The 24,534-nt window shown below is 46.9% G+C and carries 26 protein-coding genes, 1 tRNA gene and 2 pseudogenes; 11 read left to right on the forward strand and 18 right to left on the reverse strand.

The features are described 5' to 3' along the window. Positions 1 to 136: 136 nt before the first annotated feature. Genes H595_RS0107825 through H595_RS24560 form a run of 3 tightly spaced genes read right to left on the reverse strand, consistent with a single transcriptional unit; the run spans position 137 to position 1,620 of the window. Positions 137 to 709, reverse strand: a complete 573-nt coding sequence (locus H595_RS0107825; protein ID WP_027670716.1) for a hypothetical protein — start codon at positions 707 to 709, stop codon at positions 137 to 139. 38 nt (positions 710 to 747) lie between these two features. Continuing rightward, positions 748 to 981 carry a hypothetical protein gene (locus H595_RS0107830; RefSeq protein ID WP_156885941.1) on the reverse strand — a complete coding sequence of 78 codons (234 nt, stop codon included), beginning with the start codon at positions 979 to 981 and terminating at the stop codon, positions 748 to 750. Between the two features lie 21 nt (positions 982 to 1,002). Continuing rightward, positions 1,003 to 1,620, reverse strand: a complete 618-nt coding sequence (locus H595_RS24560) for a hypothetical protein (protein WP_240474851.1) — start codon at positions 1,618 to 1,620, stop codon at positions 1,003 to 1,005. 31 nt (positions 1,621 to 1,651) lie between these two features. Between H595_RS24560 and H595_RS21855 the strand changes: the two genes are divergently transcribed. The 4 genes from H595_RS21855 to H595_RS0107855 all read left to right on the forward strand — a co-directional run bounded on the left by H595_RS21855 (position 1,652) and on the right by H595_RS0107855 (position 4,420). Beyond that, a complete protein-coding gene (locus H595_RS21855) occupies positions 1,652 to 2,002 on the forward strand; it encodes a LysR substrate-binding domain-containing protein (protein ID WP_240474852.1) in 351 nt (116 codons plus the stop codon). 145 nt (positions 2,003 to 2,147) lie between these two features. Continuing rightward, positions 2,148 to 3,062, forward strand: a complete 915-nt coding sequence (locus tag H595_RS21860; protein ID WP_051219785.1) for an acyl-CoA thioester hydrolase/BAAT C-terminal domain-containing protein — start codon at positions 2,148 to 2,150, stop codon at positions 3,060 to 3,062. A 150-nt stretch (positions 3,063 to 3,212) separates the two neighbouring features. Continuing rightward, on the forward strand, positions 3,213 to 3,743 hold the full coding sequence (locus tag H595_RS0107850; protein ID WP_027670719.1) for a hypothetical protein: 531 nt from the start codon (positions 3,213 to 3,215) through the stop codon (positions 3,741 to 3,743). Between the two features lie 107 nt (positions 3,744 to 3,850). Then, on the forward strand, positions 3,851 to 4,420 hold the full coding sequence (locus H595_RS0107855) for a dienelactone hydrolase family protein (RefSeq protein ID WP_027670720.1): 570 nt from the start codon (positions 3,851 to 3,853) through the stop codon (positions 4,418 to 4,420). A gap of 161 nt (positions 4,421 to 4,581) precedes the next feature. Here the strand turns inward: H595_RS0107855 and H595_RS0107865 are convergent, their stop codons facing one another. Next, complete coding sequence (locus tag H595_RS0107865) at positions 4,582 to 5,427, reverse strand: helix-turn-helix domain-containing protein (RefSeq protein ID WP_037054076.1); 846 nt, start codon at positions 5,425 to 5,427, stop codon at positions 4,582 to 4,584. Between the two features lie 198 nt (positions 5,428 to 5,625). Here H595_RS0107865 and ggt point away from each other — a divergent pair, with 198 nt between their 5' ends. Together ggt and H595_RS0107875 are read left to right on the forward strand one after the other, a co-directional pair. Further along, positions 5,626 to 7,365, forward strand: coding sequence for a gamma-glutamyltransferase (gene ggt / locus H595_RS0107870; protein ID WP_051219786.1), 1,740 nt, complete (start codon positions 5,626 to 5,628; stop codon positions 7,363 to 7,365). A 250-nt stretch (positions 7,366 to 7,615) separates the two neighbouring features. Further along, the gene (locus H595_RS0107875) at positions 7,616 to 7,831 is read left to right on the forward strand and encodes an amphi-Trp domain-containing protein (RefSeq protein WP_027670723.1); all 216 of its coding nucleotides are present in this window, start codon (positions 7,616 to 7,618) and stop codon (positions 7,829 to 7,831) included. A gap of 15 nt (positions 7,832 to 7,846) precedes the next feature. On the opposite strand, the gene H595_RS0107880 is transcribed toward H595_RS0107875, so the two are convergent. The 4 genes from H595_RS0107880 to acuR all read right to left on the reverse strand — a co-directional run bounded on the left by H595_RS0107880 (position 7,847) and on the right by acuR (position 11,123). Further along, on the reverse strand, positions 7,847 to 8,572 hold the full coding sequence (locus H595_RS0107880; protein WP_027670724.1) for a substrate-binding periplasmic protein: 726 nt from the start codon (positions 8,570 to 8,572) through the stop codon (positions 7,847 to 7,849). Positions 8,573 to 8,714: 142 nt separating this feature from the next. Continuing rightward, the gene (locus tag H595_RS0107885; protein ID WP_084153522.1) at positions 8,715 to 9,350 is read right to left on the reverse strand and encodes an SOUL family heme-binding protein; all 636 of its coding nucleotides are present in this window, start codon (positions 9,348 to 9,350) and stop codon (positions 8,715 to 8,717) included. Between the two features lie 110 nt (positions 9,351 to 9,460). Then, entirely contained in the window at positions 9,461 to 10,447 is a 987-nt protein-coding gene (gene acuI / locus H595_RS0107890; RefSeq protein ID WP_027670726.1) for an acrylyl-CoA reductase (NADPH), read from the reverse strand. A gap of 43 nt (positions 10,448 to 10,490) precedes the next feature. Next, a complete protein-coding gene (gene acuR / locus H595_RS0107895; RefSeq protein ID WP_027670727.1) occupies positions 10,491 to 11,123 on the reverse strand; it encodes an acrylate utilization transcriptional regulator AcuR in 633 nt (210 codons plus the stop codon). Between the two features lie 121 nt (positions 11,124 to 11,244). On the opposite strand from acuR, the pseudogene H595_RS0107905 reads away from it, so the two are divergent. After that, positions 11,245 to 12,608: pseudogene (locus H595_RS0107905) on the forward strand (IS3 family transposase); the annotation flags it as partial. A gap of 89 nt (positions 12,609 to 12,697) precedes the next feature. Here H595_RS0107905 and H595_RS0107910 read toward each other — a convergent pair. Then, a complete protein-coding gene (locus tag H595_RS0107910; RefSeq protein ID WP_027670729.1) occupies positions 12,698 to 12,904 on the reverse strand; it encodes a hypothetical protein in 207 nt (68 codons plus the stop codon). A 276-nt stretch (positions 12,905 to 13,180) separates the two neighbouring features. Here H595_RS0107910 and H595_RS21870 point away from each other — a divergent pair, with 276 nt between their 5' ends. After that, positions 13,181 to 13,411, forward strand: coding sequence for a helix-turn-helix domain-containing protein (locus H595_RS21870; protein WP_240474853.1), 231 nt, complete (start codon positions 13,181 to 13,183; stop codon positions 13,409 to 13,411). Positions 13,412 to 13,533: 122 nt separating this feature from the next. Here H595_RS21870 and H595_RS0107920 read toward each other — a convergent pair whose 3' ends face one another. The 4 genes from H595_RS0107920 to H595_RS0107940 form a co-directional block, all read right to left on the reverse strand. After that, positions 13,534 to 14,211, reverse strand: a complete 678-nt coding sequence (locus H595_RS0107920; protein ID WP_027670731.1) for a hypothetical protein — start codon at positions 14,209 to 14,211, stop codon at positions 13,534 to 13,536. A gap of 203 nt (positions 14,212 to 14,414) precedes the next feature. Further along, positions 14,415 to 15,592, reverse strand: a protein-coding gene (locus H595_RS0107925; protein ID WP_156885943.1) for an IS3 family transposase whose coding sequence is annotated in 2 segments (ribosomal slippage) — positions 14,415 to 15,325 and positions 15,325 to 15,592 — 1,179 coding nt in all. Because the reading frame shifts where the segments join, the coding sequence is not laid out codon by codon here. 235 nt (positions 15,593 to 15,827) lie between these two features. Beyond that, a tRNA-Ile gene (locus tag H595_RS0107935) sits at positions 15,828 to 15,904 on the reverse strand. Positions 15,905 to 16,034: 130 nt separating this feature from the next. After that, a complete protein-coding gene (locus H595_RS0107940; protein ID WP_027670734.1) occupies positions 16,035 to 16,745 on the reverse strand; it encodes a transposase in 711 nt (236 codons plus the stop codon). Positions 16,746 to 16,815: 70 nt separating this feature from the next. On the opposite strand from H595_RS0107940, the gene H595_RS21875 reads away from it, so the two are divergent. Next, positions 16,816 to 17,547 (forward strand): sensor domain-containing diguanylate cyclase, encoded by a 732-nt coding sequence (locus tag H595_RS21875; protein ID WP_276202260.1) that lies wholly within the window; start codon positions 16,816 to 16,818, stop codon positions 17,545 to 17,547. A 523-nt stretch (positions 17,548 to 18,070) separates the two neighbouring features. On the opposite strand, the gene H595_RS0107955 is transcribed toward H595_RS21875, so the two are convergent. The 3 genes and pseudogenes from H595_RS0107955 to H595_RS24690 form a co-directional block, all read right to left on the reverse strand. Next, complete coding sequence (locus H595_RS0107955) at positions 18,071 to 18,952, reverse strand: hypothetical protein (protein WP_027670735.1); 882 nt, start codon at positions 18,950 to 18,952, stop codon at positions 18,071 to 18,073. A gap of 98 nt (positions 18,953 to 19,050) precedes the next feature. Further along, positions 19,051 to 20,622, reverse strand: coding sequence for an esterase-like activity of phytase family protein (locus H595_RS0107960; RefSeq protein WP_027670736.1), 1,572 nt, complete (start codon positions 20,620 to 20,622; stop codon positions 19,051 to 19,053). Positions 20,623 to 21,234: 612 nt separating this feature from the next. Next, a pseudogene (locus H595_RS24690) lies at positions 21,235 to 21,345 on the reverse strand (type I restriction-modification system subunit M N-terminal domain-containing protein); the annotation flags it as partial. 677 nt (positions 21,346 to 22,022) lie between these two features. Between H595_RS24690 and H595_RS0107965 the strand changes: the two are divergent. Beyond that, entirely contained in the window at positions 22,023 to 22,355 is a 333-nt protein-coding gene (locus tag H595_RS0107965) for a plasmid recombination protein (protein WP_027670737.1), read from the forward strand. A gap of 7 nt (positions 22,356 to 22,362) precedes the next feature. Here H595_RS0107965 and istB read toward each other — a convergent pair whose 3' ends face one another. Then, entirely contained in the window at positions 22,363 to 23,127 is a 765-nt protein-coding gene (gene istB / locus H595_RS0107970) for an IS21-like element helper ATPase IstB (protein ID WP_027670738.1), read from the reverse strand. Continuing rightward, the gene (locus tag H595_RS21880; RefSeq protein WP_205623191.1) at positions 23,124 to 24,179 is read right to left on the reverse strand and encodes a Mu transposase domain-containing protein; all 1,056 of its coding nucleotides are present in this window, start codon (positions 24,177 to 24,179) and stop codon (positions 23,124 to 23,126) included. The genes istB and H595_RS21880 overlap by 4 nt, the downstream gene beginning before the upstream one ends. A gap of 108 nt (positions 24,180 to 24,287) precedes the next feature. On the opposite strand from H595_RS21880, the gene tnpA reads away from it, so the two are divergent. Continuing rightward, positions 24,288 to 24,534, forward strand: a 247-nt coding sequence (gene tnpA / locus H595_RS0107980) for an IS66 family insertion sequence element accessory protein TnpA (protein ID WP_240474854.1), incomplete at its 3' end; no start/stop codon positions are given.

Raw genomic sequence — 24,534 nt, forward strand, 5'->3', positions numbered from 1 at the left:
GAGGTTAACAAAGCCATTGTGACTAAAAAGTCGCTGAACGGTCAGAGCTGTTTATTTTGTGCCGCGCTAAGCATAAAATCTGCCGGCGCAAATAAGCTGAACCGGGCATAGCAATAAGGCTATGCCAGTGGTTAATCTACTCCGCATCGTTTGCTCCGCTAGCTGGGGTTTTTGAGCGCTGAGGCACAACGGATAAGTCGTTCAGCTGTATGCGGCTACAGGCTCTGCCGTAGCCCAGACTGTACTTCAGTGCCGGATAAACCCGGTAAGCGCTGATAGCAAAACTAAGCGTGATAAGTCCTTTGCTACCCCACAGCGCCAGGATGTTATCGCGTAACGTGTCAGCTTGCGGATCGTGTGCTAACACCCGTTCGGTAAACTGCACAACCAGGGCCATATCTGCCGGCAGCGCGGCTAAGTCTTGCTCAATAATGGCGCGCACCACCGCCTGCGACAGTCCGGCTTCTAAGGCCATATTCACTACTAACTGACTGCAGGGGCCGCAATCATCAAAAATTATGGCGCGTATTCTGGCGGCATACAGTGGCCCGGCCGGCAGAGCACCGCGGTGTGATGCCATAGTCTGAAAGCCGCTGAACTTTAAAAACGCCGCTAAATCGCTGTGCAGAATATCCTGTTGATAGCCTACGTCGTAAGCGTAACGCTGTTGCATCGCCAGCAGCATCTTGTTAAACATATATCGAAGCATCTGAGTCACCTTAGGTTATTGCCTGCCCGTTAAACACTTTATTGGCAGGGCGCTAAAGCCGCCGCCGGTTTTTCAAAGGCCAGCACCGGTTTAAACAGCAGTACATAACTGCACAAAAACAACAGCGCACAGCTGTAAAGCAGGGCAGAGACGTTACCGTTATCCAGCAAAGCAGAGGCCAGCAACGGGCCTGTTGCCATACCGATTGAAGACACCACAGCGGCTATCGTCGCCAGCCGGCCGCTGCTGTCTGTTTCGGCAATTACCGCCAACAGGTAGGCCAGCACCGCCGGCTAGGCAAAAAACAGCATCGCCAGGGCGCCGATATAAAGCAGGTTGTGCTGGGCAACGTTAAGCAGTAGCGCCGCGCTTAGCGACAAAACTATAGCCGCCAACAGCAGGTTTAAGCGGCCAAAGCGTTGGCCGGTCAGTACCGGCAGCATGGCACCGGCCAGTCCCAACAAGCCGGTTAGCGCAATAGTATTATTAACACTGGCAGTGGCCATGCCGGCAGCCTGGCCAATCAGCCCGGCATAGGCCCAAATGGCGCTGGCCGCAGTTTGATACAGCATAATGGCGAGCAGCAATAACACAGCGTGTTGCGTTAAACCGGCACGCGCTGCGCCGGCTACTGCCTGGGCTTGACCCACCGCTGCCGGTGTTAACGTTAGCCTTGGCAGGCAGAGTAAAAACAGCAATGCCAGCGCGGCAATGGCGGCCATCAGATAAAACACAGCATAGGTGCCGAGCAAACTTTCCAGCGCCGGTAGCAGGTAAATAACCAGTGAGCCAATACTAAACTGCACAAAGAGCAGCGCACCAAAGGCGCGGTCGGGGTTGTTTAGCCGTGCCAGTACTGCAAAGGCGATACCCAGGCTTAAGCCCCCGCACAGCTGGATTGGCTTTCGCATTAAACAAACCCAACAATTGCAGCCGGTGTTTTTGCCGGATCAACACGGCAGCTATCAGCCCTTTGAGCTAACGCGCCGGCATATTACCGATGATGGCGAAGCCATGGCGGCAATGTGTGCCAATGGTTTGGGCGTTGCGCAGCTGCCGCATTTTCTGGCCAAACAGGGCTTACAAAGCGGTGCCTTAGTGTCGTTGTACCCTTATTACCGGCCGCCGCAGCCGGACAATGGTGTGTTTGCTATTTATGCCAAACGCGATTATTTACCGGCCAGAGTCAGGGTGTTTATCGAGTTTATCAGCAGCGCATTAGAGGCCGCCGGAGAAAGTAGCAACCACACCTGGGCAGAAAACTGGCCGGCGCTGATCACGTTCTCCGGTTAAAAGTTTATCTTATTGTGTGGTTCGGGCTTATAGCGGTATTGAGCATCTGACATTTGTCAGCTAACTTCGATGACAACAAGCGCTGCCTTTGTTGTTGCCGTTAATAAACAATAGGCGTCAGGTTTAATTACTCAGGCAAAGGTTTATGTTTTCGACATTATCCGCTACACCCAATGCATTAAAATTAAGTAAACTCAAAACAATCGCGCTGTTGCTGGCCGCACTGTTGTTGCTATGCAGCCAGCTGCCGCAGTTAATTACCCTGTTTGTGCCCATGTCTAACCAGGGCAAGGTGCAAAGCCAATTGTATTTACCCGCAACGGCAAGTGCAGACAATCCGGCGCCGCTGTTGGTGTTTTTCGGAGGCTCAGAAGGTGGTATGAGCATGACCAATACGCGCAGTGCGCCAGAGCGGCAAGCCTATCTGGATGCCGGTTTTGCACTATTGGTCGTCGGTTATTTTGGCTTGCCGGGTATTCCATCTGGTTTGGATCGGATAGAGCTTGGCGGGGTGCTTGACGCTATTGAACATACCCGCAGCAATCCTGCCATCGACGCTGAGAAACTGTCCGTGCTGGGCGTGTCAAAGGGGGCGGAGTTAGCCTTATTACTGGCCAGTCGTTCGGCGCAAATCAGCACTGTGGTGTCGGTGGTTGGCAGTGACGTGGTGTTTGGTAGCCCAGAGTGGTATAGCACCAGTTCGTCCTGGAGCTGGCAGGGCCAACCCATTGCTTTTGTGCCTTTTAGCCTGCGATCAGCACTGCCGTTGCTGCAAAGCAATATTCGTCGGGGCTATGAAGTTGCTATGCAAAATCAACAGGCTTACCAGCAAGCGCTGATCCCGGTGCAGCAAATGCAGGCCGACGTGTTACTTATCTCGGGCACAGCGGATGAGCTGTGGCCATCCAGCGAGATGTCCGACCGGATTATGCAGCGGCTGCAGCAACATCAATATCCGTATCGATATCAGCATTTAAAAATAGCTGGTGGCGGCCACGGCGGGCTCGCCAGGCAATATCAAAGCGAGATTGTAGCGTTTTTGCTAGCATCGCAGCGGTAATGAAAAGTAGTGAGGCTAAAGCCAGGGCCTGTCGTGCGCTTTGCGGCTTACCAGTACAACGGCTAAATATGCTGTGGTATTAGATTTTTTCGACAGTGAGTAGTTTGGTAAGCATAATAAGCACTATTTAAAGATCGGACGGTAAGTTGTATGAAAAAAATAACCATAGCACTGGCGTTTTTGCTGGCGCTTGTCGGTGCAGTAATTGTATTTCATCAAAACATTATTTCGTCAGTTATTCTGCCGCAATATATCGACTGGGCCAGCGAAACTGAAGCGGCTGGAGTAAAAGTGGGTGAGCCGCTTAACGAAGCGCAGTTAGCTCTTGCCAGAGATATCGGCATTAAAAGCCCGGAAAAGGTCAGGCTGGTGTATGTCGATGAGGTGCCATTTCCGTACCACAATCCTATGTTGAAGTTGGTCGGTGAGGCCACAGGTTTTATTGGCGATGGCATTATTAACAACGCTCAGGTATTTGGTTACTCTATTTATGTCAGAAAAGACTATCCGCTCAATACGCCCAAGCTGGCGCACGAGCTGGTGCATGTGCTGCAAATCGAGCGCGCAAGCCTGAAACAGGTAATCAGCCAGCACTTTAGCGATTTACTCAAATACGGCTATGACAACTCGCCGCTAGAGCTGGAAGCCTTTGAGGCAAATAAAACCTACAGCAACCGCTAAATACCCTGTGTTAGAGCAAAAACAGCAAAAAAGTGTTAAATAAGTCGTTTGTTGGTTCTATCCGGGCGAGATCTGATAGCCTGGCTGGATTAATTTAAGGAGTAAAAGTGACAACGCGGGTAGTAGTGCTAAGCGATATTTTTGGTTTATGTGCCGGCCTTGAACGTCTGCAGGCCGATTTAAACCAGGCTGGTGCCGCTGTTCAGCTTGTCGACCCTTATCAGGGCAAACGCCAGCAGTTTGCCGATGAAGCCAGCGCTTATGCTGAGTATATTGCGCAGTGCGGCCATGATGCTTATGCTGCTATCGCCGCGCAGGTCTTTGCCAACAGCAAGCAACCGTTTGACCTGGCTATTGGTTTTAGCGCCGGTGCCACTGCGTTATGGCGCGCGTTGGCTAACACTGATACCCGTCTGCTTAAGCAGGCGATACTGTTCTACCCGGGCCAAATTTATCAGCATCTGGCGCTAACACCAGCTGTGCCGACGCAGGTTATCTTTGGCCACAGCGAGCCACATTTTGCTGTAACTGATATCTGTAGTCAGTTACAACAAAAGCCGGGCGTAACGGCTGTAAGTACAGACTACGCACACGGCTTTATGAACCCGGCATCACAAGCTTTTGACGAGGCCGGTTATCAGCAGCAGCTAAGTAAATTGCTAAAGTGTTTGGTTTAAACTTCCGCAGGGCTTTTGGCTATGAAGCTGTATTTACTGCCGGGCACAATGTGCAACAAAAAGTTATGGGCGCCGCTGCTTGAGCTGCCACGCGAGTTAGCCGCATACCTGAATGATTGGGCGCTGCAGCAACAGAGCCGGCTTGTTTTGGTTAAGCAGAATTAGGTTGTGCTAGCCAGATGTAGTTTCGCCCATACTTTGGGTGTGGTGCCAAAACACTGTTTAAAATGCCGGGTCAGATGGCTTTGATCAGCAAAGCCACTGCTAAAAGCGACTTGCGCCAATGGTTGGCCGCGCTCGATTAAGGCTTTGGCTTTTTGTAATCGCTTTAGTGTTACATAGCGGTAAGGTGTCGTTCCATAAAGAGATCTGAAATCACGGGCGACTTGCCACTTACTGTATTGTGCAATAACGGCCAGCTCATCCAGGGTAATGTCGTGTGACATGGCGCAATCGGTAGTGATGATGTCGTCAATATATTCGAGTACGCGTTTTATCGCCGTGTAGTTGGCCTTAGTGTGTTTAACACTGTTGCCGCTAACCTGCTGCAAACTGCTGGCAAAAGCATAAATAAGCTCCTGCTGCTCCAGAGTCTGCAGCGGGCGATTGAATTCCGATAGTAGCCGGCTGGCAATGTGCACAAAGCGCGGATCGCGGCTTACGCCGCCGTGCAAAAACGGCAGGCAGGCGCCTTGCAGAATATTTTGCACCTCGACAGGGTTGATACTGATCGCCCGGTAAGCAAAGGGGCTGTCGGTGCCGGCCTGGCCGTCGTGGGTTTCGTCGGGGTGTAATATCACCACCTCGCCCGGCAGTGAGTGGCGCAGCTCGCCGCGATAATTAAAGCTTTGTACGCCAAGGGTAGTTAACGCTAAGGTGTAAGTGTCATGGCTATGTGGCGCATAAGCCAAGCCACTAAAGCAAGCTTCAATGCGTTCGGTCTCACCAGCGGCGCGCTTAACCCAACTTTTTAGCTGGCCCTTTACCAAACTCTGCTTGTTGCCCATCCTTGCGCTACTCCTGTATTAAACTGCTTCAAGCTATGTCGGGGTTTTTTAACCACGTTATTTTACTTTGTGCATCCAATCGCAATATCGTTCAAGAATGTACCGGTTGGTCGCGCTACTATAGCGCGCAATACGCATGTACTTATATCTGCTGACAAAAAATTTGCTGCGGTTTAACGTAAAGGAAAACAAAATAATATGCACGGGATAAAGAAGTTTTTGCTGTGGACGCTGGCGATCATGCTGTTTGTGGCGATATCAGCTGTGGTGGCGGGTTTTTCATTTCGGGCCGGGCTTGGCTCACCCGTCGAACAGTTCCGGGAAAATGCGGTGTATGCGCCTAATGGTGTGGTGGCGAGCAGTCAGCCATTAGCCAGTCAGGCAGGGTTAACCGTACTTAAAAATGGCGGCAATGCGGTTGATGCCGCGGTTACAGCGGCAGCGGTGCTGAGTGTGGTTGAGCCCTATATGACGGGTATTGGTGGTGATATGTTTGCCATGCTGTGGTTAGAGCAAGAGCAGCGGCTGGTTGGTATTAATGGCAGCGGGCATGCGGGTGCTTTGATGACGTTCGATAAAATGAAAGACCGCAGGCGGGTGCCGGATGACGGCCCGCAATCTATTACCCTGCCGGGCGCACTATCGGGTTGGGCCAGGCTGTTAGATGCGCATGGGACCCTGACTTTAGCCCAAGCATTGGCACCTGCTATTGCGCTGGCAGAGCACGGGTTTCCGGTATCCAAAGCCACCGCGACGGAATGGGGGCTATTTGAAAGCAAAATCAATTGGGACTCAGGTGCACGCGCTACTTTTTTAATTGACCAAACCCGCACACCCCAAGCCGGAGAATGGTTTTACAACCCGGATTATGCCAACACGCTAAAGCTTATTGCACAGCATGGTCCACAGCTGTTGTACGGCGGCGAACTGGGGCAGACAATTGCGGCCAGAGTACAAGAGTTAGGTGGGTTTTTAACGCAAAGCGATTTTGCCAACTACAGCGCGCAGTGGGTAGAGCCGATGTCGGTAGCCTTTAAAGAGTATCGTTTATGGGAGCTGCCACCCAATGGCCAGGGTATTGCGGCGCTTGAGATGCTTAAGATATTAGAGCCGTATGATTTAGCTGCCATGCAGCACAATTCGGCTGATTATCTGCATCACCTGATTGAAGCGAAAAAGCTGGCTTATGCAGACCTGGAACACTTTGTTGGTGATCCGGAATTTATGCAGATAAAACCAGAGCAATTATTGTCAGATCAGGTTATTGCCAAGCGGCGCGCCCTTATCCATGGGGGTAAAGCAATGGCACAGGCCGATCCTGAACCTTCGCTCACAACCAGTGATACTACCTATTTAAGCGTGGCGGACAAAGACGGTAATATGGTGTCTTTTATTAACAGCTTAGCCGGGCCCTTTGGCTCGGGCATTGTGGTGCCGGGTACGGGTTTTGCGCTGCAAAACCGCGGTGTAGGGCTGTCGGTGCAGCCAAACCGGGCTAATACCGTGGCTCCGGGCCGACGGCCGTTTCATACCATCATTCCGGGTTTTGTCACCAAAGCCGACGCACAGGGCAAACAACAACCTTGGTTAAGTTTTGGTATTGTCGGCGGCGCGCAACAGCCGCAAGCGCATGTGCAGATGCTGCTTAATATGATGCTGTTTGATATGGATGTGCAGCAAGCCATTGATGCGCCAAGGTTCCGGCACTGGGAGCACAACAACGTCAGTTTTGAGCAAGCCATCCCGCAAAGCACGATGGATAAGTTGTATGAAATGGGGCATGCCGCACAAAATCCGATTATGGCCACCGCGCAAGGCTTTTTTCATGGTAATAACACCGGCCTGGTATTCGGTGGTGGTCAGGCCGTAATGAAATTAGACAAAGGCTATGTTGCCGGCTCCGATTCCAGACGAGACGGCGTCGCTGCGGCGCACTAAATACGGTTGTTTTTAATCCTGACATTGCTTTGGCGTTGTCAGGCTGTGGTTGGCTTAATTCTGTGTTGCTACAGGTTATTTTTGGCAATCAAGCTGTATTTACAGCCTGGCATAATGTGCAATAACAAGTTTTAGGCGGCGGTGCTTACGCTGTCGTGCGGGTTAGCCGCACAGCTGAGTTTTTGGCTGCAGTTGTAAAAATGACAGAAAGCAGGCAGTGTTGCTGGCTAACACAACATAAGGAGCAACAATGAAATCGCAAAGAGATGTCGAAAAAACCTACCCAAACCACGAGTTTGTCGAAAAACTACGGCGTTTGGCAGATGCCATTGAAAACGGCGAAAAGTTTGAAATCCAAATAGCCGGTGAGCGTATCTATGTGCCGGTGCGCGCAGTGTTCAGTATTGAGCACGAGCGTGAAGACGACAGTGAAGAAATTGAATTCCAGATAAAGTGGAAAAACTAAAAAATACCGCCGGGCTTAACGATAGCGCTGCAATATGGCGTCTAAGGTGCCATCCTGTTTGCTTAGTTGTAATGCGCTGTTAAGTTGAGCCACTACCTTATCTGACAAGTCCAGGCTGCAAGCCAGCCATAATTCAAACACTTCTGCACTGGTTGCGACAGGATAAACGCGCATACCTTTTTGTGCAGCAATGTAGGGGCCGCCAACCGAGCCGGCAAGCCACAGATCAATGCGGCCTAACTGCAACATCGACAGATTAACCGGGATTTCGGCGATACGCTGGATCTTCAGGCCCTGGCTGATGCCATAGTCGGTGAAGGCGTCGGCAGTTTGCCCGCCGATCCGTAGTTTTACAGCGTCTGAAAAGTGTTTAAATTCAGGCTGGGCCGGATTGGTTGAGAATAGCTGGACATATTCCTGGCTTAACGGGCCAACCCACTGATACAGAGCTTCGCGCTCAGGCGTTCTGACGGCAGAAAAGAAGCAGCTGTCGGCTTGGGTTTGCGTAAAAAGCTGAGCTCTGCCCCAGGGTACAACTTCAAACCGGCCTTTAAAGCCACGTTTATTCAATAGCAGCTGAATGAGTTCAGTGTTAAGTCCTGTCACTGCACCATCATCATCAGTGAAGTTCCACGGAGCATATTCTTCTGTGTAGATGCGCAGAGCAACGCTTGGCCCGGTTTGGCTGATAGCGGCACCAGGCCAGAGTATACAAACAATTAATATCAACGCGTTACGCATAGCACCGCCAACATAATAACACCACGGGGTTATGTCACTGCAGGTCAGACAGGATTGGTATCTAACCTGTTTTTAGCATAGTTGACAGCCTGTTTTCCAGTGATGAAAGGGCAATAATTCTCTCTGTGTGGCAAAAGAGCTGTCAGTTTATTTCAATTAACACTTCATTGCGTCGCAGCATCGGCAGGGTAAGCGGGCCGTTGTAGCCGGCTTCTATCGGCGCGCTTTTCGCGGTATAGCCATTAGCGCTAAGCCAATCTTGCAATAAGGCGGTATGTTTTGCCACGTTTGACCGGCTTAAAGTGCCGCTAAACTGAATGGCCGCCACTTTGTAATCGCTAAGCTCTGTAACTAGCAAATCCGGGTTTGTTGGTTTGGGGGTGGTTTGCAGGGTAAATTCTTTTGGCATCACAAAATACATCATCGAATCCCCCGGGCGGTTGCTCATTAACACCGGGGCTGTCATCGCTATCTCTTTGCCCTTATTGGCATTGTCCATTATTACCGGCGCTGTCATGGATATGCTAACGGCCGCTTCATTTTCGCCACCGATATACTTAAATAATTTTCTAAAAGCGCTATTGCGTCCATCGCCAGACATATCGGCTGACACCAGCACCATAGCGTCATAGTTACGCACTTCAATATTTTGGCTGCTATCGGCTTTAAGCAGGGTATAAGGCGCGGTTTCAACGTTGTTCTTACCAAACACTGAGCAACCGGTAGCGAACAGCGCGGCAAACAGGGGTAACCAAACACGGGGTAATAATACTTTCACGGCAGATCCTTTAATCGTTAGCAGCTTTAAACCTTATACGGCCGCTAACGAATAAGAGTGCAATGCTGAATCAAAGTTAAGCCTGCGCCCGCTTAATTTAAATACTCATCTCAAAGCTGATTAACATTCACCACTATACGCCCGCGCACCTGGCCGTCGAGTAAACGCTGTGCCGTATCACACACCTGCGCTAAGCCTATTTCGGTGGCCACGTTGTCCAGCGTGTTGGCGTCCAGCACTTTGGCCAATCTATCCCAGGCCTCGATGCGGTCTTTAAGCGGGCGCATTACGCTGTCTATGCCGGCTAAGGTAACACCGCGCAAGATAAACGGCGCTACCGTGCCCGGTAAATCCATACTCTGAGCCAGGCCACAGGCAGCAACAACGCCGCCGTACTTGGTACTGGCACAGGCATTAACCAGTGTATGGCTGCCGACAGAATCGACCACACCGGCCCAACGCTCTTTGGCCAGCGGTTTACCGGGCTCAGAAAGGCTATGCCGGTCGATAATTTTGCTGGCGCCAAGCGCTTTTAGATACTCAGCTTCTTCAACCCGGCCGGTGGCGGCGATAACGGTGTAGCCAAGCTTTGCCAATATCGCGATAGCGTAGCTGCCCACACCGCCATTGGCGCCGGTAACCAGTATTTCGCCTGAGTCCGGCACTACACCATGCTTTTGCAGCGCCATCACACACAGCATAGCGGTGTAGCCGGCCGTACCAATTGCCATTGCCTGTTTGGCCGACAACCCCTTGGGCAGTGCAATTAACCAGTCACTTTTTAGCTGTGCCTTTTGCGCCAGGCCGCCGCAATGCGCTTCGCCAACGCCAAAACCGTTTAGCAGTACTTCGTCACCGGCTTTAAACTTACCCGAGCTGCAGCTTATTACCGTGCCGGCTAAATCAATACCCGGGATCATAGGGAATTTACGCACCACCGGGGCTTTACCACTAATAGCCAGCGCATCTTTATAATTAAGCGTGCTGTAAGCCACGTTAACCAGCGTGTCGCCGTCCATCAGCACGGCATCGTCTAACTCTTTAAGCGCGGCACGATAACCGCTGTCGTCTTTTTCAATTAATACGCCTTTAAACATAGTGTCTCCCCAATAGACCTAACGCCTATTTATTAAGAAAAATTTACTTGCCAAAACCCTGAATAAACAGCGCCAGATAGTGCTCTAACGGTTTTGTACTTTGCTCCAGCCGCGAGCGGCTTACCGCGCCCTCCCAGCCAATCCAGAAATACTCCGCTAATGCGTCGCAATCAGCTGCTGGCGCTAACTCACCTGCCAGTTGTGCTTCGCGCAGGCAAGCGGCAATACGCTGCTGCCAGCTTTGAAAGATGGCTATCAGCACCGGGCGAAAGCTTTCGGGTAATACATCAACTTCCTGGCCTAAATTGCCCACCAGACAGCCGCGCTTAAACTGATGCCGGGCGATGCCCTGTTTGGCATCATCGACAAAATTACGTATCCGCGTAAGCGGCGAAAAGCGGTTATCCAGCAAGCAGATATCCAGCTTGTTGGCAAAGTAGTTGGCGTAGCTTTCAAGCACGGCATGGCCAAAGGCTTCTTTACTGTTAAAGTAAAAATAAAACGAGCCTTTAGGAACTCCGACATTTTTCAGAATTTTGTCCAAGCCCGAGGCGGTAAAACCGATTTCGGTTAAATGCTCAAGGCCGCTTCTAATTAGCTCGGCGCGGATATCCCGCTGTTGTGCCGCTAATTTTGGCGGCCTGCCTCTGCGAGGTGTGGTATTTAATGTCGTCATGGCAATAATAATAGACCGATCGTCTATAAAAGCACATTAGACAAAGGTCGAAGCTGTGTTGGGGTTGATATATAAAGCAGAAAGTTATGAGGCAAATAGCAAGACTTGACCCCAAGCCACTAAGTTTGCCACTGTGCTTGAAACTGCCAGTTTAAATGAAGCTGAATTGAGCGAGTATTGCCGCGCAAAAGGCCTGTTTGTTGAGCAGGTAAAAGCCTGGAAAGCCGATGCACTCCGAGGGTTTATGAGCTCCCGCGAACAGGAATTGGAGGCTAAGCGACAGCGTCAGGCCGACCATAAGGAAATCAAACAGTTAAAAAGCGAGTTGAGGCGCAAAGAAAAAGCGTTGGCTGAAACCGCAGCATTGTTGGTGCTCAGAAAAAAGTTAAATGCGCTCTGGGAGAACGACAACGAGGACGATTAACCTTGGTCTCAGAGCGCACTGAATGTGTAAACTTGATACAGGAAGCGAACCAGGCTGGAGCGAGACTTCCTCTGGCCTGTGAAGAAGCTAGCATTACGTTGCGCACCTATCGGCGCTGGTATCGGGATGGCAAGATCACAGCTGATCAAAGGCCGGATGCGGTTCGTCCACCGCCCTCGAATAAGCTGACGGAAACTGAACAAGCGAAGATCATCGAGGTGTGTAATAGACCAAAGTTTGCCAGTTTGCCGCCATCGCAGATCGTACCAACACTGTTGGACAATGATGAATATTATGGTTCTGAATCAACGGTTTATCGGGTGCTCAAAGCCTTTGGTCAGTTGCATCATCGTGGCCGGAGTATAACGCCGAAGGGGTCAACGCTGCCAACGACTTATACCGCAACCGGGCCTTGCCAGGTGTTTTGCTGGGATATCACCTACTTGCCGAGCACGGTGCGTGGGCAGTTTTACTACCTTTATATGCTTGAAGATGTGTTCAGCCGGAAAATTGTTGGTTCTGAAGTGCATGAACAGGAATCAGGTGAGCATGCAGCAAAGCTGCTGGAGCAAACGCTGATCCGGGAAAAGTGTCTGCACAGTGGTGTGGTGCTGCATTCGGACAACGGTGCGCCGATGAAATCGCAAACCATGCGGATGAAAGCGTATGAGCTTGGTGTGACGACATCGTACAGCAGGCCACGGGTGAGCAACGATAATCCGTTTGCAGAGTCACTGTTCCGAACCTGCAAATATCGGCCGGACTGGCCATCAGCAGGCTTTAAAAGCCTTGATGAAGCAAGGGGATGGGTGCTGAAGTTTACGCGGTGGTACAACTACGAGCATAAGCACAGTAAGTTACGGTTCGTGACACCACATCAGCGCCATACAGGGCAGGATGTTGCGATACTGGCCCAACGCAAAGAACGAATTGAAGCCGCAAAAGCAGCTAACCCAAGTCGTTGGGGAAACCGCGAGGTTAGGAACTGCACACCGGTGGGACCGACAACGCTGAATCCTGAAAAACAGCAGACTAAACAGATAGAAAAACAAGCCGCTTAAAACGGTCAATGGTGACAACTAGCTTGAAAAACGCCGGATACTAGGCCGTCGTCTTATGCTGTGGCGTGCCAAATTCCTTTTCAAGAAATTCAGTAGAAGGTATCGTATAGTTGACCTAAAGACTGAGCGTCTTCGGCTTCTGAACGGCTCGTATGTTCGCCATCGGCAATAATATTACCCATACCATCATCCAGCATGTCCAACTGATCACTATCGCTATCCTCTGACCCAGATAAAAGAACATCTAATGTTCCAAGAGCTACAAAGCCTGTCACTTTTAACACTTTACCTAACATAGTACGTACCTTCTATAGGAATTTGGCATGCCAAATTTTTAATCAATAAATTAGCCTTTGGTCGGCGTTATTACCGAGCTGCAATCGCCGGCAGTGTTTTCAAGTCGCACCGTATGTGAGGTAAGTGCCGGTCATTTTAATGTTCGCCAGCCTGAAACTCAGGGTGCTAAGTATTCCTTAGTATCTAGCTGCTATTAAAGCTAAGAAAACCTTAGTTTTCAATAGCCAATATCTCACACTTTGAATAATACTGACGGTTCGCCCCTACCAAAGCGCTTGAAACAAGCCCGCCTAATGCGTGGCTTGTCGCAAAAGCAGCTCGGCATACTTGCCGGGATGGACCGTTTTGTCGCGTCTGCGAGAATGAACCAGTACGAGCGGGGGGTGCATGCGCCAGATTTTAAAACCGTTATCGCGCTTGCCAAGGTGTTGAAAGTGCCAACGGCCTATCTGTTTTGCATAGAAGATGATCTGGCAGAACATATACTGGAAAGGAGTGGCAGCTGAGATTTGGCATGCCAAATTAGTGTGTCATCAAAGCTAATTTGCTGAGCGAATAGTCAGTTGTGTCTATATGCCGAATAAACAATGCCCGCTTTAAAAACAGGCATTCGTTTAAATATATACTCTTAGTAATCTACATGACACTGGGTGCATGGAGCGGATCTTACCATCCATGCGCCAGAGTAATCGTTATACTTCCAGATTTCTGCTTTAGTAGTAGTGGTAGTATTCTGTTTGTTAAATTCAACTCTGAACTGCGTATAAGGTTGAATGCCAGCAGAAACAGCTTTCTGGTAAATAGTTAATGACATATTGATACTGTATGGTGAGCCTGGCATGCATCCGTCACCTGAGCAAACCACCGTAATAGTTTCCGTCACGCCAGCAATAGCATGTTGGGTACTGCTGTTTAAACGCCCCATTCTCTGTTCAGAGTAGTAATCTAAAAAAGCTTCCAGGTAATTAACGTCTAAACCAAGCAATGATGCTAATTTAGCTTTTCTTTCGTTAATCAGGCTTTGTAATCTATCTTGCAGAAGCGCCGGTACTTCCATTTCATTAGCGACGTATGTTGCAACTTCTTTGAAGGTTGCGGTTTCATGCAGTGGCAACATGTCTGAACCATTTTCTTCCAGTCGTTCAAACTTATGAGCTGCTCGCATAAACTGCTCACTTCTCAAATTTAGGGTTTTAGCACTAACATTCACGTTCTCTAATAGGCGCTTGACGTGATCTTTTTCTTCTGCTACTGAGCTGAAACTTAGGGCAAGAGCCCCTATTAATAGTAATCCTATGTTTCTCATACATCACTCCATTGTGTTTTTCATGAACGTTGAAGCAAATATACAAGCCCGTACTGTCGTGTCAAGATATTTATTTTGTAAATTTTATTTTATTTATTTGTAACTTTTTTATTTTTGCTTGTATAACGAACCCCAAAAGTGCAGCTATAGGTCTAGTGAGTCCGTTAATCAAAACTCTTCATTAGTTTATCGATATGTAGTGGTCAACTAATTTTGGCCACATCTTTATAGCCAAGCCAATATCTGCGCTCGGTTTCGTTTGGAGCCAAACCACCGTTATAGTGATGTGGCCTGAGCTGGCTGTAATAGCCCAGCATATATTCCAGTATTTCACGCTCTGCCTGCGCAAAAGAGTCATAGCCCACCGCTGGCACCCATTCAGTCTTTAAACTTCTGAAGAAGCGCTCCATTGGGCTGTTATCCCAACAGTTACCACGTCGACTCATACTTTGCGTTATTTGGCAGCGCCAGAGTAATTGCCTGAACTTACGGCTGGTGTAATGGCTGCCCTGGTCTGAATGGAACATCACACCCTCAGGCCTACCACGTGATTCAAACGCATGGCTTAGTGCTTTACACGTCAGTTCACTGTCCGGTGAGAACGACATTGCCCAGCCCACCAGCTTTCGGGCAAATAAGTCCATCACAACGGCCAGATACGCCCAGCGGCTACCGGTCCAAATGTATGTCACATCGCCGCACCAAACCTGATCAGGCTCCACCACAGCAAACTGCCGGTCAAGCAGGTTTGGAATGTCGACATGCTCCGCACCGCCTTTTTTATACGAATGCCGCGGCTGCTGGCAGCTTTCGACATCCAGTAAGCGCATGTATTTAGCCGCCAGATAGCGGCTGAGCTTCACCCCTTGAGCCGTTGCCATCTCGGCAATGCTACGTGCTCCGGCTGAGCCTCGGCTGGCGTTAAACAGCTCTTTTACTTTGCTCAGCTTTTGCACATGCTCAGGCTTAATGGCTGTCGGCCTTTGCTTCCAGTACTTAAAACTGCTTCGATGGACTCCAAAGACCTGACACAACCGTGCCACGGTATAGCTCTGCTTGAGTTTCCCAATTATCTCGAATTGTTCAGGGAGTCCGACATCAAGAGAGCTGTAGCCTTTTTTAATATGTCCTTTTCTATTTCTAAATCCCTGATTTTCTTCTCTAACTCACGGATTTTTAATTGGTCTGGCGTCATCGGCGTCGCTTTGGGCCGCACACCTGCGCGTTCTTCACGCAGCTGGCGAACCCATTTATCCATTGTCGATTTACCAACATTCATTGCCTGGGCGGCTTTAGCAACGGAATAGCCCTGGTCAACGACTAGCTGAGCACATTCGAGACGAAATTCTGGGCTGAATGTGGGTCTTGTTTTTTTATTCATCATGTCACCTAATGTCATACGAGGTGGATCATAACACCTCTAATCAGGTGGCCAAATTCAGTGTGCCACTACAATATGGAAATATTGTATTTTTGTAAGCGTTATAAGGAAGTTCACAAGCAGTTTTAAAATTTTCCCTTGGAGGAGTTATTAATATTCCGTTAGGATGTCGGTAGCACAGAGGTAGCACCGAGCTATTTTCAGGAAGTAGGGTAAAACGACAAGCCTTTAAAAATGGTGGCCCCAGCTGGACTCGAACCAGCGACCGATCGATTATGAATCGAGCGCTCTAACCAACTGAGCTATGGGGCCATATGAAACTTTCAAAACAGCTGCCAGGGTACATCCTGTAGCTTCATTCCGCACACCTCGGGGTCAGGTCTTGCCTTTTGCCTCCACACACCTCGGGGTCAGGTCTCACCTCGGGGTCGAACCAATAGGGTCAGTGTCGTTGATTCCGATACGCCGCAGATTTTCTGTCTCCACCCCTGCCTGCTGGCTCTGGTTGTCGCCCGGTTCTAGCTGCAATCTGTGCTTTGAATCGCTCATCACCCAGTACCCAGGCTTTATTGGTAGCATCTCGTATTGCTGTCAGCTCCTGGTCTGTCATCATGCCATTGAACAGGCCGCGATACGCAACCTGCCGTTCATTATCTGTTTTCCCCAACTGGTTATATAACACATGAGGCGTTAGTAGCTGAATTGGCTTACCTAACGCATTGCCCTGATAGCTCGACCACGGATACTCTGCTGCATGTGATACCATTTTGGCCCGTACCGGGTTCAACTCAATGTATCGGTATACTGTTAGCAGGTAGTTATCTGCATCTACTACAGTAGATTTATAACGGCCTTCCCATAAGGTACCAGTGCGTCGATAAGTGTAATTGAAATACTGCACATATTTACGCCCCTGCGCTTGCATCATTCGACTCACGGCCTGCTCACTTTGCGGTGTTACCAGCAAATGCACATGATTGGTCATCAGCACAAAGGCATGTATGGCTACCTGATATTTGGCAGCGGCATCTTTGAGAAACGACAGATAAGCTTTGTAATCGGCATCTGCGTAAAAGCAGGCTTCCCGGTTATTGCCGCGCTGAATAACATGCTGCGCGCAACCCGGTAAATAAAGACGTGGCAAACGGGCCATCAGGTTTCCTCCTTGAAGTACCTGATAAAAACTAGCCCGCTAATCGCGGAAAATCAATGAACCTGACCCCATTGATCATCGCGAGGCTGTTTTTAAGCACATGGGAGAAGTCATTAATTCGGTAGATGATTCTTATTTTGAAATTGAATATCGTTTTAAAAACAAAGCGGGTGATTGGATTTGGTGCTTATCACGCGATAAAGTTTTCTCCCGAGATGAAAACAATCAGCCAGAGAGCTTTATCGGTACTTTTATCGACATCACGCGCATTAAAAACCTAGAAGCAGAACTAAAAGCCCAAGCGAGAATAGATTATTTAACGGATTTAGATAATCGATTAAGTTTAAATGAAAAATTCAATCAAGAGTTTAATCGTAGCAAGCGCTATAAAAGGTCGTTATCTTTATTGATGATTGATGTCGATAATTTCAAGGACATTAACGATACTTATGGACATTGTATAGGTGACGAAATTTTAGTACTCCTAGCCACAAAAATGAAAAAAATAGCACGCGACAGCGACACAGTAGCCCGTTATGGTGGTGATGAATTTATCGTTATTTTGCCAGAGATTACTTATGATCAAGCACTTATTGTTGCAGGACGTATTCGAGATGAATTTGCTCAATCATCATGTCAGTTAATTCAAGAAAAGCAGGAAAAAATAGGACTACACCCAACGATAAGTGTGGGCGTATCTTCTTTAAGCCTCACAGAACCTTCTTCTGTGGATGCGTTAATGAAATCCGCGGATGATGCGCTTTATAAAGCCAAGGAGGCTGGAAGAAATAAGGTAAAGTAAACGAGATAAAGAATAAATGTCTTCTGATGACAATAGCCCCATATTTAGCATTAAATTCCCGAATATTAACGGCAGCTTTGAGCCTAAAGCGGTCAAAAATGATGGCTAAGGCTCTCTTAAATTTAAGACAGTAAAGATACGAAACCGGACGTTAGCCGTAGTTTATCTAACGGCAGCAGCTCCGACAAAGCGGTCATTAATATCAATAGGATTTATGGCTATTTATTGAATCTTGAATACATAGATAGAGCTTTGTATTGATGGACAACTAAGCCACCAAAGCCGCCATAGAGGTTTTAAACCAAAACGGCAGCTCATCCGACTAAGAAGTCATTAGATATTAGTTGAGTCTTAGGACAAGTGCTAAAACCTAAAGTGTCACTCGATGGCTGGTAGTATTTTATATATAAAACGCCTCGGGTTATTAGTGATAGTCCTCAATAATAACCCAAATTATGTTTAGTTTATTTGATACTTCCTAAACTATCGAACGTTTGAAATTTAAAGTAGATAGGTCTTGATATTAATCACAAAAACTACTGTCATATTGATATACAGTTGCTGTTTTTGTAAGTGAGTTTTGGGCATTCCAACTTGCTAGCGTTGAATCTTCTTGCATTGCACTAAATAAGCTTTTAGAGCGAGTGACCACATTGTTACTAAAACCTTCATTCGTGTCTTCATATTTAAATGATATTTCCGCTACTATTGGCTGGGTCGTACTAACTGTTTCGTTGTACCATAAAGTTAATGAAAACTCGCCGTCTAATGCACCTAAGTCTACACTTGCATTTTTATATACATACTCATTAATCGTTAAGTTACCAACTTTTTCTATCGTCAATGTTTCATCAATATTTTCATCATCTAAACCAGGGAATAAACCAACAGGATCATCTACTTTATTTAGATTTTTGCTCTGGCTTATGCCCTGCTTGGTTGAATAAGAATATTTACTAGAGAAAGGTGCTGCTAAATCTTCTTCAAACTTACTTTCCCATCCTGATTCGGTGCCATCCATGTCTTTTTTACTAGCGATAAATCGATCTGGAGAGCGAAACTTTAACGTGACTTCACGGTTTCCATTGTCGATTCTTTCACGAAAGATATAACCTGCATTAAATAAATCACAACTATTTTTTACGTCATAAAAAATAACAGTACGGCTTTTCTCTAAACTTAAGCTCCCTGATGTATCACGTTCGATAGAGTCATTCTCAATTAAATTTCTCAATGCGGTCCAGTAATTATTTACTTTCGTTGCTCGTGTAGTTGCATTTCCAGAGAAAGAGGTAGTGTCTAATAATATTTTATATTCACGAGAACCAACATCGACATCTGCGGCTAACACAGACGTTGATAAAGATAATAGAGCAGCTGAAATAATACTAAGGGGTTTATTCATCTTGTATACCTTCTTAAGTAATCCCTAAAATAAAAAAGGCATTAACAATAAAAAACTACCAACATCGTTAATGCCAATTTTACGGTATGTAATAAGTCTTAAAGTGCTAGATCTAAACCTTCAATGATGTATAAACGGTTACTATCAATGTCTGTTTGGCCAGCATCAAGGTACTTTTGTTCAAGTACACCACCAGATGCCCAAGTTGCAAAATCATCATCATTGATAACACCAATGGTATCATCATTAATTAACCAAATACCTTCTAACTTATCATGCGGATAACCATTTTCTGCAACTAAATCAACTAATAATGTTTTGGTAATAGGCGTAATACCTGCGTTAGACAAAGTTGTCCAGCCATCAGCGTCTAAAGTAACTTCCTCAAGTGTTTTACCGCCAACCAATAAACCTAAGTCATCATCTTGGGTGATATCAGAACTGGTGGCGATAGTTTCAATATCAGTCGCATTGCTAAGATCAATTTTATATAAATGCTTCATCGCAGATGGTGTTTGATTGTAAAAACTACCATCACGCTCTATCACAACAAACTCAGTGCTACTTAACGCAACAATACCTGATTGTGAATTTTGCGTTTTTTCTTGTTTATAAAGATACTGGCTTACACTGCCGTCAGTTAAGTTAACCGTTACAATACGTACCATGTTGTTTACTTTTACCGCACTACTCGGGTTATACATTGTTGACTGCATAATACCTACTAGCGTGCTTTCATCAGGAGTTACAGCTAAACCTTCCATACCACGGTTAGCTCGGCGATTTGCGAATTCTGCTGGCAATGTAAAAGTGTTACGACTGTCGTCACTGAAAGCGTTAATGCGCCCAATTTCTTTACCTTCAGCATCAAAATGAACCATGTGTGGTCCATATTCATCACTTACCCAAAACGTACCATCAGATAACGCAACTAAGCCTTCACCATCTAAACCGTAATCATCTAACTTAATAGGGTTTGTTGTTTCATCGTAAGGCTGACTCATGTCTTCAACAATGACGTTGCCATCGGCATCGTATGGTGTTTCCCCTGTACCGCCTAAAGAAGAACTGTTCGGTAAGCCTGAAATTTCAGTACCATCAGGGCGTTTCAATAAAATATCTTTTAACTTTTTAACATCACCATTCGCTTGTAATTCAAATAAGCCGATACGTGGTGTGTAATCTGGTATTGGAAATTTTTTACCTACACCTTGATCGCCCGTAAATACAGCATTTGGTCCACGGTCAGTTAATGCATAGAATTGTGTAGGCTCTGTCGGGTGGGCTACCATATCTGAACCAAAACCGCCGTTTCTGATTTCCATAAAGTTGCCAGGAATGGCGCCATTGTCTATATCAGATCGCATAACAGAATAGGGTAGAGAAGATCCTGAAGAAGTAACAGGGCTTGCGTTACAATTTGTACTCGTTGTTGTTACCTCAGAATCAGCTAAGATATTGTCGCTATTGCTATCTAACCCCGACGTTACCTTTAGACCTCCAAAGAAACACTCCTCATTACCTAAAGTTAAAGCGTCATGGTTAATTAAACTATTTAGCCCAGAAGCGCCTTGACTCCCCTCTATACCTTGTGAACCATCGTCACCATCGTCACATGCCGTTAAATGTAAAATAATTATTAAAGCGAATGCTAGTTTTGTATGTTTCATGCTTGTCCTGTTATTTAGTTTAAATAAATGCTTAGTCGCAATTTTTGATAAATTTTAACAAGCACTCATTACAATGCAATTATACTTTTATGACAGAATAGTGAATTTACAATAGGTAACTGGAATGGTGTATTTTCAGGCAATACAGGGGATATTTTAGAAAAAGAAGATCATTATGTTTCCTTTATTGACTATCAAGATGAAGGTAGTTCAACGTTTAGAACACTAAATACAGCTTAAAAAGCAATTTATTTTAATGTCCGCTCAAGGTTTTGAGTTGTCGTTAGCTACTCAAAAGCTAAGGTCAGCAATTGGCTAACTGCGGAAGGTTTTGTGTTGATACCAGTAGCTTCCGCTTAGCGCACAAATGGCTCGCAACAGATAGGGTGCAATCATCCAGAGATCTGAAGTATATCATCCGACGTGATTTTCAACTCGTTGCACTTGTTTTGCCCCTTGAGGCACTTCTCCATTTTCTCAAAGGCCTTCTAGACACCCGTGGTTCGTGCCGACCTCGGCGAATTTTCTGACGAATACGTGACATACCTTGAATTAAATTATCTAGCCAATGACTCGCTATTAAATTGATTGAATAAACCAACTTCACCAAGCTTCAAGCACGCATTCTAAGCGCCTTAATAAGGTAAAAGATAGGATGATTCGACCATACTGGCTTTGTTTGAAATCACCACGGAGAAGGTCAAAGCAATTAACATCAACAATATGTAATGAGTTGCCTTATATTTGCCATATCGTCCAAAAAAGATCAATTTGAATCAATATTTTTTAAATTTTAAAAAAAATCAAAAAAATTAATTCGTAAAAAAACCTTATTTACAAGAAGAAAAAAGTAATAAACAGCAACCAAAACCTCTTGTTCGATTTCTTATTAATTTTCTTGTACTTCAATGTGTTATAATGGTTGCAACCATTTAGATTAATTGTTTAACAACTGAAATGAAGGGTAAATTATGAAAGAATTATTCATTGCAATAACAGACTTGAAACCTGTTCACCATAAACACAATAACTTAACTCTTACCCGAGCTCAGGAGATCGTATTGCACATTGAGGCTCCTGATACAGGGTGAGAGGTATTTGATCGAGTTATAGTAAGAAACTCTTACAGCATCTCGTTTAACCCGAAAACTCGCGAGGCAACAAATATACATCACATTATTGCCAGTATTCCTGATGAAGAAATTCCTCTTATTTTTTGGGGACACTCAGAGCTTAATGCTGGCTTAATCGTTCACCTTGATGATCAATTGATTGGCTTTAAAGCACTTATTAAACCCTACATATTAAACAGTAAGCGGAGTAAAAGTGGCACTAAATCAATAGACTCATCGGTTGCTAAAGCTAATAAAGCTTTACGTCAAATTAAGCGAGGTTAAGGTATGAGCAACAATTACGCGATATTACGCACAAAAAAGATAAAGTCATTTGCCGCATTAGCGGCAATGACTGCTCATTGGCATCGTACTCGCCCTACTAAAAATGCCGATCCAAAGAGGACTAAATACAACCGTATTATCCATGGTAATAAAAGCCCTTATATTGGGGTTAAAGACCTATTGAAAAAAAAGGGGATTACAAAACTAAGAAAAAATGGCGTGTTAGCTATTGAATATGTTTTAGCATTTTCTCCAGAGTACCTCAAAGACTCAGAGGGGAAATACCTTCCTGATTGTTCGGCGTCAACTATCTTGGCCGGTTCGCGTCAATTATGATGGCCGCTTAGGTTTTCTCGTTTTTTCTAATTCCTGCCTGTTTTAATTGGTGCTGTTTTCGATAACTTTCTCCTTCTAACTCGATAATTGACGCGTGATGGATCAGCCTATCTATCGCCGCTACCGTCATCATGCTGTCTGGGAAGATCTGATCCCATGCACTAAACGGCTGATTAGCTGTGATGATCAGGCTGCCACTTTCATAACGATGGGCAATAAATTCAAACAGCACCTGGGTTTCGGCGTCCGTTTTTTTCACGTAGCCAATATCATCGATGATGATCACCTGGTATTTATCCAGTTTGCTCATTTCACTCATCAGCGTTAATTCTCGTTTGGCTTGCTGTAACTGCTGTACCAACGCTATCGCCGGATACAATTTGCAGCGAATGCCTTGTTCAATCAGCTGATAACCTAACGCACTGGCAATATGGGTTTTACCCGTGCCACTGGGGCCAATCAGCAGGATATTATCGGCATGCTGGGCCCAGCTCAGATCCTGACTCAATCTGGCCAAGACTCCTTGGTTTATCTGGCTCAGCACTTTGTTGTCCAGTGACGTAAAGGTTTTGCCACTCGCAAGCCCTGCTTCGCGCACCCAGTTTTGCGTCCGTCTGGTAAAGCGCTCTGAGATTTCGTATTCACACAAGGCCGCCAGATAGTCGCTATGGGACCAACCTTTTTCAACGGCGGTTTGCCACAAGCGCTCGTGGTGTCTGACAAAGGCCGGCAGCCTTAATTCTTTGAGTAACAATGCAACGGAGGATGTCAAAATAGCACCTCCTCTGTTGGGGTCGTCTGACTCTTTAATGAACTTAACAGCTCATCATAGCTTTGCAGGCTGTGCTGTCCGCCTTTTACTGTGGGCGTTTGCTGCGGCGTAAAGAAGCGTTCCTGAATGGTTTTAATGCTGGCAAAGCGGCCAGACTGAGCCTCTTGCAATAAGGACTCGCCTAATTCTTGTTGACTGTCATATTCATAGGCCAGCCACAGCACGGTGACTATCCATTTACAGGCTTCGCGCTGTGGCATGCTTTGATCGACGAGCAACCACAGCTGCCGGTAGTTGTCGTCAGGCAAGATATCATCGCGCAGCTGCGAATAACGGAACGCCTGCGGTTTGGCGGCCAGTGAGCGGATGATGTGCTTGTAATTGATACAGCGAGCCCGGCTTTCACCAGGTTTCGGGTAGATGCGAGCCAGTGTTAAGGCCGCCTGCTGACCCACATAAAGCATCAATTTATCATGATAAAGCCGGATCTGAACCCGCTCGCCAATCAGGCGTGACGGCACGCTGTACACCACGCGGCGCACTTCAATCGTTGAGCTTCGGGTCACTTTGAGGCTGAGCAACTGGTAATCCACCGCGCTATGCTCCGGCAAGGACTGCAACACTTGCCGCTCTTCGATAAACCGGCCGCGTGATCGTTGATTGAGTTTATCGACCACCTTGTCAATAAACGCCTGATAATCGGCAATACTGTCAAAATCGTGATGACCCCGAAGCGTCAGATGTTGTGCCAGACGGCGCTTGAACGAGCTATTAGCGCACTCCACCACACCATTCTCATGTGATTGCCCAAGATTGTTGCGTGTTGGCGTCATGTTGTAATGCTCGCATAAGTCCTGGTAAGCATCAGTCCAGACATTTTGCTTGTTGTTTCTGGCCGCACTGAGACTGTCTGTACGATGTTCAACCGGGCAGCCTCCAGCTTGCATTAATGCCCGCTGTAAGCCGCCAGACAGTGCGGAATAACTCTCACCGCCCTGAACCACGGTGATTGAACGCCAACCGCTATAGGCAAGGCGAAACTGATATAGCAAATGTGCAAACGCCTGCAGCTTGATCGTAAGCGTAACCCCAACCACACATTCCAAGCTTAGCTAAGTTTTCATACCCTGTTTGGATCTACTACCAGACAGGGGTTTCACATGATCCGCAGAACAACCGAGCAGTGGCTGGCGCTGTTTGACCAGTATAAAGCCAGTGGGCTAACGCAAACCGAATTTGCAAAACAACAAGGCATTGACCCGACTTATTTCAGCTATCGTAAGCGGCAACTTCTCGCCTGGCAGCAGGATGATAATACCGGCTTTGTTGAACTGACGCCGCAAGGCATGTTGCTTAGCCAGCCAATGCTGCTGAAAAAGCGCGATGTTGAACTGCTTTTACCTTCCG

The sequence above is a fragment of the Rheinheimera baltica DSM 14885 genome (genome assembly GCF_000425345.1).
Lineage (GTDB): Bacteria > Pseudomonadota > Gammaproteobacteria > Enterobacterales > Alteromonadaceae > Alishewanella > Alishewanella baltica.

What these genes read in the sequence shown, in the direction of transcription:
- H595_RS0107910 (WP_027670729.1), bottom strand. Translation starts at nt 12,904, where the DNA reads ATGTTAGGTAAAGTGTTAAAAGTGACAGGCTTTGTAGCTCTTGGAACA.
- H595_RS21860 (WP_051219785.1), top strand. Translation starts at nt 2,148, where the DNA reads ATGTTTTCGACATTATCCGCTACACCCAATGCATTAAAATTAAGTAAA.
- acuR (WP_027670727.1), bottom strand. Translation starts at nt 11,123, where the DNA reads ATGACGACATTAAATACCACACCTCGCAGAGGCAGGCCGCCAAAATTA.
- H595_RS0107825 (WP_027670716.1), bottom strand. Translation starts at nt 709, where the DNA reads ATGCTTCGATATATGTTTAACAAGATGCTGCTGGCGATGCAACAGCGT.
- H595_RS0107965 (WP_027670737.1), top strand. Translation starts at nt 22,023, where the DNA reads ATGAGCAACAATTACGCGATATTACGCACAAAAAAGATAAAGTCATTT.
- H595_RS0107955 (WP_027670735.1), bottom strand. Translation starts at nt 18,952, where the DNA reads ATGAATAAACCCCTTAGTATTATTTCAGCTGCTCTATTATCTTTATCA.
- H595_RS0107880 (WP_027670724.1), bottom strand. Translation starts at nt 8,572, where the DNA reads ATGCGTAACGCGTTGATATTAATTGTTTGTATACTCTGGCCTGGTGCC.
- acuI (WP_027670726.1), bottom strand. Translation starts at nt 10,447, where the DNA reads ATGTTTAAAGGCGTATTAATTGAAAAAGACGACAGCGGTTATCGTGCC.
- H595_RS0107865 (WP_037054076.1), bottom strand. Translation starts at nt 5,427, where the DNA reads ATGGGCAACAAGCAGAGTTTGGTAAAGGGCCAGCTAAAAAGTTGGGTT.
- H595_RS0107960 (WP_027670736.1), bottom strand. Translation starts at nt 20,622, where the DNA reads ATGAAACATACAAAACTAGCATTCGCTTTAATAATTATTTTACATTTA.
- H595_RS24560 (WP_240474851.1), bottom strand. Translation starts at nt 1,620, where the DNA reads ATGCGAAAGCCAATCCAGCTGTGCGGGGGCTTAAGCCTGGGTATCGCC.
- H595_RS0107940 (WP_027670734.1), bottom strand. Translation starts at nt 16,745, where the DNA reads ATGGCCCGTTTGCCACGTCTTTATTTACCGGGTTGCGCGCAGCATGTT.
- H595_RS0107875 (WP_027670723.1), top strand. Translation starts at nt 7,616, where the DNA reads ATGAAATCGCAAAGAGATGTCGAAAAAACCTACCCAAACCACGAGTTT.
- H595_RS0107850 (WP_027670719.1), top strand. Translation starts at nt 3,213, where the DNA reads ATGAAAAAAATAACCATAGCACTGGCGTTTTTGCTGGCGCTTGTCGGT.
- ggt (WP_051219786.1), top strand. Translation starts at nt 5,626, where the DNA reads ATGCACGGGATAAAGAAGTTTTTGCTGTGGACGCTGGCGATCATGCTG.
- H595_RS0107920 (WP_027670731.1), bottom strand. Translation starts at nt 14,211, where the DNA reads ATGAGAAACATAGGATTACTATTAATAGGGGCTCTTGCCCTAAGTTTC.